Origin of the sequence: Burkholderia sp. JPY481 (genome assembly GCF_038900515.1) — a bacterium.
Taxonomy (GTDB): Bacteria; Pseudomonadota; Gammaproteobacteria; order Burkholderiales; family Burkholderiaceae; genus Paraburkholderia; species Paraburkholderia youngii.
This window is the reverse complement of record NZ_JAYMRT010000008.1, coordinates 154,103-167,758: the sequence shown is the minus strand read 5'-3', so window position 1 is coordinate 167,758 and position 13,656 is coordinate 154,103. Positions and strand designations below refer to the sequence as shown.

The following is a 13,656-nucleotide window of genomic DNA, read 5'->3' as shown; positions in this document are numbered from 1 at the left end:
CGTGTGTCGACCCCCCACCGTGGTCAGCAAGAAAATACTCTCGGTTAGTTGGCCACGCTCGAAAGGTCGTCCGGTCGACTTGCCCGCATCATGAGATGCGCGGGTCCTCGTATTCGAAGGCATGCATCGTGACCGCTGCAATCATCGCTTGGGCAACTCGCGAGTCATGAACTTCCACCTGCTCGCTACTGGATGAGTTTGCACTTGACCATCTGGTCAGCGCGACATCAACATCGATACTCCCGCCGCATCGGCAATCTACGCGCGGGGCGATCATTGCCAGGGGAGGGGAGGGCCAAATGCGCGAATCACCGCCGACAATGCGTCGTCGTCCGGCTCGCTCTCGTTGCATCAATTAGCGAGACGATCGTCCACCGCTTGATCCGCAACGCGAGCCACTGCCAATCGCCGAGCGCGTCGCAAGGGGGAGCTTCGGCTATACAGTAGTCGGCCATCGGCAGTTTTCCGAACTAAATATCGAAAAACCAGCGGGTATTAGCCGATCCGAGCGCGAACCCAAGATTCTTCGGTTGATCTCGCTAACCGCAGCCGCGTGAAACATTGAGAAATGTCTCTTGGATCTCGTAACCATTTGTTTTTAAAGACCTTTTTCACTTGTCCGACGCATTGTTTCACGCGGATCCGCCAAATTGGTGCACGATACCCCGGCACACCCATCACGAGAGGAGCACACGCAGGATTGCGCAAACACGCTCCAGCGATACGTAGCATTTAATACGTAATTTGTAGCGAATTATTTTAAAGGACGGACGTGGCTGCAAAGCCTACGCTGTCGCGAAAAACACCTGGCCCCTCCGCCGTCACGTCTCCATTTCAGCCTCCTCGCAAACCAGCCCGCGCCGATCGATCTGCCCGATATCCTGAATCGAAATCCGTCGGATCTCGAAGATCGCCTCCGCGTCTCCCGCACGCTGTCCCGCAACAATCACATTCTCCGATAGCGCGCCCGCGAGATGCGCGCTGCGATAAGAGACGACCCCATCATCGGAATCTTCGAGCGGCCCGCTTTCGCGCCGAGGTTGACCGCCCAGCGAGACAGCCGTTGCTCGCGAACCGAGTGCCTTGATGGGGGGCGCCATAAACATGGCGCGCTCGCGTTTCGGCATCGGCGTGAAGTTCAGCAGCCGATTGAGCGCTCGTCATCACGAGCGACGTCGGAGCCTTCGGGCACGTATTTATCCTCGAACGTTGCCCAAAGCGCGTCGCCGGAAGCCGGCACCCGCAGCCGTGCGTGAATTGCCGCCCATGCTGTGAGCGATCAGACCATCACCATGCGACGCGGGCGCCGTGCGGTCCGGATCGAACTACGCGAGCGTCTGTTGCGTGGCGTGCCGCATGCGCACGAGGTTGACCAGCATCGGCACGTTGGTCGGGTAGTAGCCCTGCCACACCTGAAAATATTGGCGAAGCACTTCATCGCCCGGAATATCGTTGTCGACATTGATCTATGCCTCCGGGCCCGTCGCGAGGGCCATGCAACATCAGAATGATCCGTCGACTGCGATCGAACAGTTGCTTATGCGCGGCGCATCGATACCGCGTGCGTCTAAACAGCGTGCGCAACGTTGGCACGGCTTGGCCATCTCACTCGACACTGGCTTCGCGATACGGATCTTAGACGGACAGCACGACATCACATGAGGCAAGCAGTTGCCCGAGCTTGCCCCGGCTGAACCGGATCAACGTGATAACGGTTGTGGACGGCATCTCACTGAAATAGCGCGACGCCGAACTCGTCAGTCCCGCGGCCCGTGACGACACGCCGGTGTCAGCGCCGCATTGCTGCTCCCATCGCCATCGGTATCGCCACTCGCATCGGCATCGTCTTCGACTGGCCGCCGCAATTTCACCCCCGCAACGATCGCGACGCCCAAGTCATCGCGCCGATAAATGTTAAGTATCCCGGCGAACGCCAGCCGGGCCATCTGCAACGACAGTTCAACGAGGCTCGACAATCGCCAGTCGGTATTAATTCCGCCGACGGCCGATATCGCATCGATGCAATCCAGCGGCTCGCGTTGGCAGGTGCAATCGCGAACTGCGCAACGTTGAGCGTCTCGGGCGACCGGCCATACGCGCATTCGCCGATGCGCGTATGGCCGCCGCCACTGCGAGGCTTTCATTCGAGCACTGCCGCAACACGCGACGCACCTAATGGCATTGAGCGGTCCGAATGGCAGAAAGGATCGGCTGGCCTCTACCGCCCAGCAAGTCACTGGTACAACCCATGCCGTCCGCCATGATGCGCATTGGCTTCAATGAGAAAGAACCCCCGATTCAACAATCGCGGCTGTTCCATCGGCGAAAGCATTCCCTGATATCAATAGCAGTCTTTCCCATCGCCCTTCATCACTAGTACGACAGCATAGCCATGCTTATCTTTCGTCAACGGACGTGGAAGAAACCATGGAATAAATCCGTATGCCCGCAGTAAGTCGCGAATCGATTGACGGCTGGCGCATTGATCGGCCATGATGCCTCTCACGAACTATGAAAGGGGACAATGGCGCACGCATGACACGGGCAGACCACCAGTTCCTTAGCCTTTCTTCGGCGTGGCGAAGCAGATTGGCAATTAGGCAACATGCCCGACAAACGAAGCCTGAATGACGACACAACGTTGCCGGTCCGACCGACGCGATGCCACCGTTCATCGAGTCTGACCTGGCCGTGGAAATCGCAGCGAAAATGCACTGATCGGTCCACTGCTATGGACCCCTATGAATTCATGAGCAACCCGTAGAGCACCGTATTCGCCGGTCCGCGAACAAGGTTGCCGCAGGGTGTACGACATGGGTTGCGCCAGCAGTCAGCCGAGGACGTCATGACCGCAAACCGTTCCGATGCACCGCGGCCTCACCGATCAGCCAGCGTCGCACTGACCGGCGTATTGTCGTGCGTGTTGGCCAGTGCGCTCGTCGTTTCACTGTCGGGCTGCCAACGGCCAACCGAAACACCGAGCGGCGATACGAGGCCAGCCGTGCAGCTCACCAGGGTCGAAGCGGCCGACGCGTCCGCCATTCGCATCTTTACCGGGCGGGTCGAGCAGACCAGCATCTCGCCGCTCGCCTTCGAAGTATCGGGCCGCGTCGTGCAGATCGCGGTGCTCGAAGGTGCATCCGTGAAACGCGGGCAGCTGATCGCGCGTATCGATGAAGAACCCTACAAGCTGCAACTGCAACGCGCGAACGCGCAGTATCAGCAGCTGAGCGACAACCTGAAGCGCCAGGCGGTGCTGCGCAAGGACGGAATTCTGTCACAGGCTGCTTATGAGCAGCTGTCGGCTGCCACGGACGCCGCACGCGCGGCACGCGACATGGCGAGCCGCGACCTGCGCAATACCCGGCTAGTCGCGCCATTCGACGGCCGGATCGCTCGCCGCAACATCGAGATTCAGCAGGTCGTGCAGGCTGGCGCACCCGCGTTCAATCTGGAAAACATCGGCCGTGTCGATGTCGGCGTCGATCTGCCTCAGAGCATTGCCGAACGTCTATTCGTCGACAAGACGCTGCGAGCCGAAGCGTGGCTGCCCGAGCGGCCGCAGAACCGCTTCCCGCTAGTGTTCCGCGAACGGACCACGCAGACCTCGCCGACTTCGGCGGCCTACCGGCTCGTGTTCTCGATCGAAGGACCGCAAAGCGCCATGCTGTTACCCGGCATGGCGCTGCGGGTACAGATTTCCGACACGGCCCGGCAAGTCGCGCAAAACGACAATCAAGGCTACTTCGCGATTCCGATCGCGGCGGTGTCGATCGGCGCGGACGGTCAGCGCAGTCTGTGGCGCTACGATGCGGCGTCCGGCCGTGTGCATGCGGTGCCGGTCAGCGTGCGCGAAATTCGCAATGACGATGCGGTCGTCGCGGGTGCGGTGGCGGAAGGCGACCGCGTGGTGGCGGGCGGCTCGCAGTTCATGAAAGAGGGAATGGCGGTCCGTCCAATGGATGCTCCTCAATGAACCTCGCGCGCCCCCTGATCGAAAAGCCGCTGATCGCATGGGTCCTGACGCTGATCTCGCTGTTTGGCGGCCTGTTTGCGTACTACAACATCGGGCGGCTCGAAGACCCGAAGTTCACGATCAAGACTTCGGTCGTGGTGACGCTGTATCCGGGCGCGAGTGCGCACGAGGTCGAGCAGGAGGTGACGGACCGGCTCGAAAGCGCGATCCAGCAGATGCCGCAGGTCGAGAAGCTGACCTCGCGTTCGATGCCGGGCTACTCCGAAATCCGCGTCCAGATTCGCGACCAGTACACGTCGGCGCAATTGCCGCAAGTGTGGGACGAATTGCGCAATTCCGTGTCGGATGCACAGGTACGGCTGCCGCCCGGTGCGGGCCCGACACTCGTGCTCGACCGTTTCGGCGACGTCTACGGCATGTTCTACGCGCTGACTGGCGAGGGCTACACGCAGGCGCAACTGTATGCGTACGCGCGTGAACTGCGCCGCCAACTGCTGACGCTCGACGACGTGTCCGACATCGTGATCGCTGGTCAGCAGCAGGAGCAGGTCTCGGTCGACGTCGACCAGTCGCAACTGATCGCCAACAATCTGTCCACCGACGATCTCGCGCAGACACTGTTCCTGCAAAACGAGGTTCGGCCCGCGGGCCGCGAACGCGTCGGCGATCTGTCGTTGCGGATTGCGCCGACCGGCTCGCTCGACTCGCTGCAGGCCATCCGATCGCTGCCTGTCAACAATACGCCCGGCCCGCTTCTGCTCGGCGACATCGCTCGCGTGAGCCATGGCTACGCGACGATTCCGAACCAGGTCATTCACTACAACGCTCAGCCCGCGATCACGATCGGTATCAGCGCGCGACCGCGCGTTAACGTCGTGAGGGTCGGCGAGCGGATCAAGGCGAAGCTCGCCGAACTCGAGCGCGACCGCCCGATCGGCATCAAGCTGTACTCGCTTTACGATCAGCCGCGGGTCGTCGATGAGAGCGTGCGCGGTTTCATCTTCGACGTGTTCCTGTCCGTGTCGATCGTCGGTGTCGCGCTCGGCATCGGGCTTGGCTGGCGTGCGGGTGTGGTGCTCGGCGTCGAGCTGTTCCTGTCGATTCTCGGCACGCTGCTCGTCATGTACGCGGCGGGGATCGAGCTGCAGCGCATTTCCCTGGGCGCGCTGATCATCGTGATGGGCATGCTGACCGATAACAGCATCGTGGTGGTCGAGGGCATGCTCGTGAGGGTGCAACGAGGCAAGTCGCATCTCGAGGCGGCGACCGAAATTCTCAAACAAAGCCAATGGATTCTGCTCGCGTCGACCATCGTGGGGATTCTGGCTTTTTCGGGCATCGGCCTGTCGCCGGATGCGGTCGGCGAATTCTGCGCGTCCCTGTTCGCCGTCGCTGCGATTTCGCTGCTGTTTAGCTGGGTGATCGCCATCGCGCTGACGCCGCTGTTCGGCACATATCTTTTCAAGCCCGCGGACATCATCGATGAAGATCCGTTCAAGGCAAAGCTGTACAAGCGTTACGGCGAGTTGTTGTCATGGGTCACCCGACGGCGCGTGCTCGTGGTCATCGGCCTCGTCGCGCTGACGGTACTCGCCGGCTGGGCGTTCCGTTTCGTCGAGCAGAGTTTCTTCCCCGCGTCGACCACGCCGATCTTCTATGTCGATATGCGTTTGCCGCGCGGCGCCGACATTCGCGCGGTCGTCGAAAAGAGTCGCGAAGTCGAGAAGGTGCTGCTCGAGCATGCGGATGTCAGCAACGTGCAGACCTATATCGGCTCGGGCGCGACGCGCTTCTTCCTCGTCTACGATCCGGAGACGCGCGATCCGTCGTATGCGCAGTTCATCGTCGGTGCGAAGGACCAGCGCCTGATCGACGTGATGCTTCCGGACATCGAAGCGGATCTGAAGAAGCGCTTCCCCGAACAGCACTGGACTGTGACACGGCCTAATTTCGGGCCGGGCGGAGGCGCGGCGATTCAGGCGCGCTTCTCCGGTCCCGATCCAGTCGTGCTGCGTCGCTTGTCGCAGGAAGCGCAGAACGTGCTGAAGGGCGACGGCCGCATCATCGCGATCCGCGACGACTGGGAAAATCCGATCAGCATCGTGCGGCCGGAATTCGACGAGTCGCGCGCGCGCTCGCTCGGTGTGACGCGCCGGCAGGTCACCGACACGATGGCCTATGCAACCGAGGGCCTGCGCGCGGGCATCTATCGCGAAGGCGATCAGTTGCTGCCGATCGTGCTGCGCTCGCCCGACTACACGCGCGGCGTCGCGGGCCTGCAAGACCTGCAGGTGTTCAGCGCCGGTCTGCGCCGTTACGTGCCGCTCGGCGACGTGGTCAACGGCTTTACGGTTGGGACCGAGGAAGGTCAGATCGCGCGCGAGGACCGGATTCGCACGATCACGGTATCGGCGAACCCCATCTACGGACAGAACAGTGTCGACGCCTTCAATCGCATACGCCCGGGCATCGAGAACATCAAGCTGCCTTCGGGCTACCGCTTCGAATGGGGCGGCGAGCACGAATCCTCGACGCGCGCGCAGCAGAGCCTGTTCCGGCAACTGCCGCTCGGCTTCATCGCGATGGCGCTGCTGGTGCTGATGATGTTCGGACGCCTGAAGCCCGCGCTCGTCGTGCTGCTCGTCGTGCCGATGTCGATCTGCGGCGTGACGATCGGTCTGCTGCTGTTCCGCGGCGCGTTCGGCTTCATGGCGTTGCTCGGTCTATTGAGCCTGATCGGCATGCTGATCAAGAACGGCGTCGTGCTCGTCGAAGAGATGGATGCGCAGGTCGCCGCCGGCGTGCCGCGCATGCAGGCGGTGACCCACGGTGCGATGAGCCGCTTGCGTCCGGTGATGCTGTCGGCCGGCACGACGGCGCTCGGCATGGCGCCCCTGTTGTGGGACCCGTTCTTCAAGGACATGGCGATCACGATCATGTCGGGCCTTGCTTTCGCCACCGTACTGACGATGGTCGCCGTGCCGGCGCTGTACTCGATGCTGTTCTCGATCAAGCAGGCGGAATGGGAGCCGGGCCGACACCCGGAAGCAAAATGATCCGCGCGCGCCACTGTCTTCTCACCATCGCGGCGCTGCTGCTCGAAGCAGGTTGTGCGGGTTCATTGCAGCTGCAAAAGCCCGCCGCGTTTCCGCCGCAGTATTCGGAGGCGCAACAGGGCGCGGCCACCCCGATGTCCGCGCAGGATCTCGCGGCGTGGTGGACCCAGTACGGCGATCCCGCGCTGAACAAACTGATCGAGCTCGCGCTCGCGCACAACTTCGACATCGCCACCGCTTACGCACGCGTCGATCAGGTGCAGGCCGGAATCCGGCTGGCTCGCTCGCAACTGCTGCCGTCGGTCGGTGCGGGCGTGAGCGGCGCAAAGTTTCACGGCGGCGAGACGCAACTCGAGTTCGCGCAGTTCCTCGGCATCACCAATACCGATGCGCAGTTCTGGCGAGTCGGTCTGCAGGCGCAATGGGAGATCGATCTGTTCGGCCAGGGACGCTCGCGGCTCTCGGCGGCACGTGAGCAGGTACGCGCGGCCGCGGGCGATGCGGAAGCGGTGCGCCTGAGCGTAGTGTCGGGCGTCGCGGATCTGTACGTCACGTATCGCGGGCTGCTGCGTCAGCGCACGATCCTGCTGCAAAGCCGCGCGATCGCGGACGACTTCGTCGACATCGCCGAAAAGAGCTTTACTGCGGGCCTCGTGATGAGTACGGACATCGAAGCGGCGCGCGCTGGCCGTGCGCAGGTCGATGCGCGTTTGCAGGACGTGGAGAACGGCATCGCTCAGGCGCGGCTGAATTTGCAGAATCTGTGCGGCGTGCAGCCAGCGGACTTCGCCGGAATCCTCGATGAAAGCGACACGCTGATGACCGCACTGCCGCATATCGAGCCCGGCCAACCCGTCGACCTGCTGATGCGGCGCCCGGATCTGATCGCGGCGCAGGCCCGCGTGAATGCGGCGGTCAGACAGTCGGATGTGGCGCGGCTCAACTACTGGCCGACCCTATCGCTAAGCGGGATGCTCGCGCGCAATGGTTGGGAGTTCGCGGGTCAAAACCTCGGGGCTAGCACGTTCTGGCTGTTCGGCGCGGCGATGGCGATGCCGCTGATCGACTTTGGCGCGCGGCGCTCGCAGGTCGAGTCGTCGGATGCGCAGGCGCAACAGGCGATGTTCAATTACGAAAAGACCGCGCTCGGCGCGTTCTATGACGTCGACCGTGCGCTGGCGCGTTTGAACCGGCAGGACGAGTTGTTCAACGCGCGCAATGAAGAAGTCGCGCGACGTACCACGCAGCTGAACCAGGTGCGACGTCGCTACGAGCTCGGCGATACCGGCCGCGTCGATATCGATCAGGTGCGGGTTGCGCTGCTCGAAAGCCAGTCGTCGCAGGCGAGGGAAGAGGTCGGCAAACTGCAGGCACAGTTCGCGCTGTTCAGGGCGATGGGGGGCGGCTGGTTGGCCAATCCGCCCGTGGCTGCGAATCCACAAGCGCCGACGGGACCCGCGCCCGCCGCCGGGAACGCACCGGCGCCGGCTTCACAGTAAGCGAAGGATCGGGTAAAAGCCGTTGGCTTCAGTCGGGAGGACTAACAGGAGATGCGCAACGTACGCGTACCTGCTTCGCGTAAGTCCCTTTCTGGAAGAAATCAGCTTCTCTGAAGGGTGAACGATGACAACCCAGGTCGAGACGAAACTGTCGTTACCCGCACTGACCGCGATGGTCGTCGGTTCGATGGTGGGCGCAGGGATTTTCTCGCTGCCGCGCAATTTCGCGCGCGCGACCGGACCGTTCGGCGCCGTCATTGCATGGTGCGTGGCGGGCATCGGCATGTATGCGCTGGCGCGCGTGTTCCAGGCGCTCGCACAGCGCCGGCCCGAGCTCGATGCCGGCGTGTTCGCCTATGCGCGAGCGGGCTTCGGCGATTATGCGGGCTTTCTGTCCGCATTCGGCTACTGGATGGCCGGCTGCTTCGGCAACGTGTCGTACTGGGTGCTGATCAAATCGACGCTCGGCGCTTTCTTCCCCGTCTTCGGCGAGGGCAATACGGCGACGGCGATCATCGTGTCGTCGGTAGGCATCTGGCTGTTTCATCTGGTGATGCTGCGCGGCGTCCAGCAGGCAACGATGATCAACACGATCGTGACGGTCGCGAAGGTGATTCCGATCGTGCTGTTCATCGTGATCCTCATCGCGCTGTTTCGCGCCGACATGTTTCACGCAAATCTGCGGGAGAGCAACGATCAGCTCGGCAACGGCCTGTTCTCGCAGGTTCGCGCGACGATGCTCGTCACCGTCTTCGTGTTCGTCGGTATCGAAGGTGCAAGCGTGTACTCGCGCTACGCGAAAAAGCGCTCGGACGTGGGCGCCGCGACGATCACCGGCTTCGTCGCAGTGCTGTGTCTGCTAGTACTGGTGACGCTGCTGCCTTACGCGAGCTTGCCGCGCGCCGATCTCGCGGTGATGCGCCAGCCGTCGATGGCCGCGGTACTCGGCGCGTTGCTCGGCCCCTTCGGCGTCGTGTTTATCAGCGCCGGTCTGATCGTTTCGATCCTCGGCGCGTACCTCGCGTGGTCGCTGATCTGTGCCGAGGTGCTGTTCGCCGCCGCGCGCCTCGAGACGATGCCGCGTATCTTCGCGCGACAAAACGAACGCAAGCTGCCGGTCGCCGCGATCTGGCTCACGAGTACCGTGGTGCAGTGTTTCGTCATCAGCACGTACTGGTCGACCGATGCGTTTGCGCTGATGCTCAATCTGACGAGCTCGATGGCGCTGATTCCTTATTTCCTCGTGGCCGCATACGGAATCAAGGCCGCGCGTTACGATAGTCGCCACAATGGCGGCAGCTTGAGCGGCGCGGTGCGCACCGAGTATTTCGTCGCGATGTTCGCGACGTTCTATACGGCCTTTCTGCTGTTCGCGGGCGGCCTGAAGTTCCTGATGCTATCGGCGCTGCTTTATGCGCCCGGTACGGTGCTGTATGTGTTGGCCAAACGCGAGCGCGGCATGGGGGTGTTTTCGAACCTCGAATGGATCATCTTTGCCGTCGCAGTCTGCGGCGCGATTGCCGCGCTGATCGGCCTCGCGAGCGGCACGATCGTCATCTGAGCGGTCGATCATCGTAGTCGCGCGCGCGGCTCGATCGGAACGTGTTCGCGGGAGAGCGATCGCAGCATGGACAAGCGCGTCAGACTGTCAGCGCCGGGCCTGATGGCGATGGTGATCGGCTCGATGGTCGGGGTGGGCGTCTTTTCGTTGCCGCAGGCGCTCGGCAAATATACCGGCGTCGTCGGTTCGCTGATCAGCTGGACCATCACCGGCTCCGGCATGCTGATACTCGCGCTGATCTTTCAACGGCTCGCATGGCGCAAGCCGGAACTCGATGTCGGCGTCTACACGTATGCGCGCGTCGGGTTCGGACGCTATACGGGATTTCTGTCGGCGTTCGGCTACTGGTGCGCCAGCTGTCTCGGCAACGTGGCCTATCTCGTGCTGATCAAGTCCGCGCTCGCGATCGTCGTGCCCTCGTTCGGCGCCGGCAATACGTTCAGCGCGATCGTCAGTTCCTCGCTGATGATCTGGGTGTTTCACTTTCTGATTCTGCGCGGCGTGAAGGGCTCGTCGATTGCGAATGCGTCGATGACGGTCGCCAAGTTGCTCGCGCTCGGACTGTTCGCGGTGCTTGTGCTATCGAGCGTCGAGTGGCGGGTGTTCGTCGCGAATCTGTGGACCCGTGCCGAGCCGTCGGCGACCGGTCTTTTCGATGAGGTGCGCAAGACGATGTTGGGGACGGTCTTCGTGTTTCTCGGCGTGGAAGGCGCGAGCGTTTATTCACGGCATGCGCGCGAACGGCGCGACGTCGGCGTCGCGACCGTGCTCGGCTTTCTATGCGTGCTTGCGTTGATGGTCATGGTCACGTTGTTGTCGTATGGCGTGTTGCCGCTCGAGCAGTTGGGCACGCTAAAAAATCCGTCGATGGCTGGCGTGCTGAGCGCCGCGGTCGGCGCGTGGGGCGCGGTCGTGGTCAAGCTCGGCCTGCTGATATCGGTACTCGGCTCCTATCTCGCATGGACGCTGCTCGCCGCGGAAATTCTGCACGCGGCGGGCAAGAGCCGTACGATGCCCGCGTTTCTCGGCCGAGAAAACCGCAACCATGTACCGGTCGCTGCGCTATGGATGACGAGCCTTGTGATCCAGGCGTTTCTGATCGTGACGCTGTTTTCGAAAGAGGCGTTCACGCTGGCCAAGGAGTTCACGACGTCGATGAGCCTGATCCCGTATCTGTTCGTCGCCGGCTATGGGTTGAAGCTCGCGGCGAGCGGCGAATCGTATGCGGGGCAGCCCTGGTCACGGCGCGTCGATTTCATGCTCGCGCTGATGGGCTGCGTCTATGCCCTCTTTCTCGTGTACGCGGGCGGCCTGCATTATCTGTTGATGTCCACCGTGCTTTATACGGCGGCGACCGCGTGGTTCTACATCGCCGAGCGCCGCAAGGGGAAACGGCCTGTGTTTACGCTGCTGGAACGCTGGCTGTTCATCGTGGTTCTGCTTACCGCGCTGGTCGCGTTCGCCGATCTCGTGCGCAATCATTTCGGGGCTTGAGGTTCCGTTAGAGGCACACGGGGCAGCAACTAGCGAGATATTGCCATCGGTCCGGCTGGGCAAGATGTTCCGTCGAAGCACGACGCTGCAATACTCTGTGACGCTCTGCTCCCGTCTATGCAGCCGTAACGCTAGCGATTGACGCTCCATGTGGAACGGTCGACGTGCTGCTCGTAAGCGTGCGTTGAGAGCACCATGACAAAAGCACTGCTTGTACCTATGACGCATATAGGAATCTGCTGACTTTTTTCTTGTTGGTGCCGAGTACAATCCGCGTAAGTGCAAGGCGGGAATCTATTAATTCATCGCCGCCGAGTGAGCACGTCGCGCTTCCCGTCTTCATGATGGTCCATGCCTGGTTGCATGCAAAAAATTGCTTTGTCTCTGCCAAAAGCGCACCGACCTGCTCAGCGATTTCAACTGACTTAAATAAATAGTGGTTCAAGAACTTCCGACGAGTGGCATGGGCGAGATGTCCTGTGCTTTTCTTGTCATGTAACGGCGTGAAATGACATCGTACTTTGGCAACAAAGCATGCAGGTGTGTCGGCGCGAGAAAAGTATTCACCAGCGTGGTATGGAGTGCGAGTGAACAAAATCAGAGTGGCTATTGCCGACGATCATCCATTCATTCTTCTCGGCGTCGAGCATCTTCTTCAGCGTCGTCCGGACGTCAAGGTCTGCTTCAAAAGCGAAACAATTGGCCAGCTTCTCCAACTGTTGGGTGAAGTGCCGGTCGACGTGCTCGTGTGCGACTACGAATTCGAAGGCGATCCGTATGCGGACGGTCTCAATCTTCTTGACCGCATCCGGCGCGTCGCTCCAGCCGTGCGCGTAGTTTTCCTGAGCGCGCACTCTTCCACGCACATCATTTCGGCTGCGCTCAATGCGGGGGCGGCCGGCTTTGTCGGGAAGGGACCGGAGGGCTTTGCCAGCCTAACCGCCGCCATTCGTGCCGCCAAAAACAAGAGCGTGTTTCTGCCTGATTCCATTGCGAACAAGATGTTGCGCGCAACGGCGCGCGCAGCGGAGGGCGGATCCTCTCTCAATTTGCTATCCAAAAATGAATCGACGGTCGTGCGAATGATCTGCGACGGCATGTCGATCGGCACCATTGCCGAGCGGCTCAATCGCAGTCCCAAGACCGTCAGCAATCAGAAGAACGCTGGCATGAAGAAGCTGGGTGCCAGAAACGACGTAGAACTCGTCACGATCGTGCGCGAGTGGTCTTGCTCATAGCTATTGCCGCGATTCTCAGCCGGATTCTGTAGTTCTCGTAGCGCCTTTCCCTATCGTATGGCGGACCTGGCATCGATTGAATTCGAGGAATCGACACGCCGGTTGTCGGCTGTCCTATGTGGTATTTCATTTTGGGTATCGGCCCATTAACACCGATCTTCTTCAATGACATCATTGCTCTGCCTTGACGATCGCTGGGAGCTCCGGCTTCACAAGGGTTTGTAGTTTCGAAATAGCAACAAAGAGGAATCTCATGAAAAAACAAGTGACGCAACTCATGATCGCGGTGGCCGGCCTGTCCGTCGCGCCGATGGTTTTCGCTCAAGCCGTACCGGGCACAGGTCAGGTAACGTTCAACGGCGAACTGATCGACGACACCTGCCTGATTAACGCCGGTGACGAGGACAAGACGGTCACGCTGCCTACCCTGTCCACCCAGTCGTTGGTTGCAGCCGGCCAAACCGCCGGCTCCAGGATGTTCGAAATTTCGGTGTCACAGTGCCCGGCAACGCTGACCAATGTCGCGGCGCATTTCGAGACCACGAACATGGACCCGGCTACGCGTAATGCCATCAATCAGGCAAGCACTTCGCCGGCTACGAATGTCGAAGTGCAACTGCTTGACCGCGATGGCAAGACGCCAATTCTGCTGGGTAGCACGGGTTCGTTCGTTCCTGTCGCAAGCGACGGCACCGCAACGATGAGCTACGGCGGCCAGTACTACGCAACGAACAAAACCACGGCCGGTTACGTGACGGCCGTTGTTCGCTACACGTTGGCATATCAGTAAGCCAGTCCAAGCCGAATGGCATCGGGTTGCGCTTCCTCTCTG

Annotated in this window: 9 protein-coding genes; 7 read left to right on the top strand and 2 right to left on the bottom strand. The window is 61.3% G+C overall.

Annotation, left to right across the window (positions count from 1 at the left end; translation table 11 throughout):
• Positions 1-821 precede the first annotated feature (821 nt).
• The gene (locus tag VSR82_RS20615; protein WP_429462992.1) at positions 822-1,127 is read right to left on the bottom strand and encodes a hypothetical protein; all 306 of its coding nucleotides are present in this window, start codon (positions 1,125-1,127) and stop codon (positions 822-824) included.
• A 630-nt stretch (positions 1,128-1,757) separates the two neighbouring features.
• Positions 1,758-2,144: a hypothetical protein gene (locus VSR82_RS20610; protein ID WP_429462993.1), complete on the bottom strand. Its 387-nt coding sequence runs from the start codon at positions 2,142-2,144 to the stop codon at positions 1,758-1,760.
• 857 nt (positions 2,145-3,001) lie between these two features.
• Here VSR82_RS20610 and VSR82_RS20605 point away from each other — a divergent pair.
• From VSR82_RS20605 to VSR82_RS20575, 7 genes are all read left to right on the top strand, one after another.
• Positions 3,002-3,976 (top strand): efflux RND transporter periplasmic adaptor subunit, encoded by a 975-nt coding sequence (locus VSR82_RS20605; RefSeq protein WP_429462994.1) that lies wholly within the window; start codon positions 3,002-3,004, stop codon positions 3,974-3,976.
• Positions 3,973-7,032: an efflux RND transporter permease subunit gene (locus tag VSR82_RS20600; RefSeq protein WP_429462995.1), complete on the top strand. Its 3,060-nt coding sequence runs from the start codon at positions 3,973-3,975 to the stop codon at positions 7,030-7,032. Before VSR82_RS20605 ends, VSR82_RS20600 begins: the two co-directional genes overlap by 4 nt.
• Positions 7,029-8,531 (top strand): efflux transporter outer membrane subunit, encoded by a 1,503-nt coding sequence (locus tag VSR82_RS20595; RefSeq protein WP_429462996.1) that lies wholly within the window; start codon positions 7,029-7,031, stop codon positions 8,529-8,531. Before VSR82_RS20600 ends, VSR82_RS20595 begins: the two co-directional genes overlap by 4 nt.
• Before the next feature lie 124 nt (positions 8,532-8,655).
• Positions 8,656-10,092, top strand: coding sequence for a basic amino acid/polyamine antiporter (locus VSR82_RS20590; RefSeq protein WP_498858023.1), 1,437 nt, complete (start codon positions 8,656-8,658; stop codon positions 10,090-10,092).
• Between the two features lie 66 nt (positions 10,093-10,158).
• A complete protein-coding gene (locus VSR82_RS20585; RefSeq protein ID WP_368582613.1) occupies positions 10,159-11,586 on the top strand; it encodes a basic amino acid/polyamine antiporter in 1,428 nt (475 codons plus the stop codon).
• 587 nt (positions 11,587-12,173) lie between these two features.
• Positions 12,174-12,824 carry a response regulator gene (locus VSR82_RS20580; RefSeq protein WP_410851587.1) on the top strand — a complete coding sequence of 217 codons (651 nt, stop codon included), beginning with the start codon at positions 12,174-12,176 and terminating at the stop codon, positions 12,822-12,824.
• Between the two features lie 253 nt (positions 12,825-13,077).
• Positions 13,078-13,614, top strand: coding sequence for a fimbrial protein (locus tag VSR82_RS20575; RefSeq protein ID WP_410851586.1), 537 nt, complete (start codon positions 13,078-13,080; stop codon positions 13,612-13,614).
• The last annotated feature ends 42 nt before the right edge of the window (positions 13,615-13,656 follow it).

Coding starts and splice junctions, on each gene's coding strand:
- VSR82_RS20600 (WP_429462995.1), top strand. CDS start 3,973: ATGAACCTCGCGCGCCCCCTGATCGAAAAGCCGCTGATCGCATGGGTC.
- VSR82_RS20615 (WP_429462992.1), bottom strand. CDS start 1,127: ATGCCGAAACGCGAGCGCGCCATGTTTATGGCGCCCCCCATCAAGGCA.
- VSR82_RS20585 (WP_368582613.1), top strand. CDS start 10,159: ATGGACAAGCGCGTCAGACTGTCAGCGCCGGGCCTGATGGCGATGGTG.
- VSR82_RS20575 (WP_410851586.1), top strand. CDS start 13,078: ATGAAAAAACAAGTGACGCAACTCATGATCGCGGTGGCCGGCCTGTCC.
- VSR82_RS20595 (WP_429462996.1), top strand. CDS start 7,029: ATGATCCGCGCGCGCCACTGTCTTCTCACCATCGCGGCGCTGCTGCTC.
- VSR82_RS20610 (WP_429462993.1), bottom strand. CDS start 2,144: ATGAAAGCCTCGCAGTGGCGGCGGCCATACGCGCATCGGCGAATGCGC.
- VSR82_RS20590 (WP_498858023.1), top strand. CDS start 8,656: ATGACAACCCAGGTCGAGACGAAACTGTCGTTACCCGCACTGACCGCG.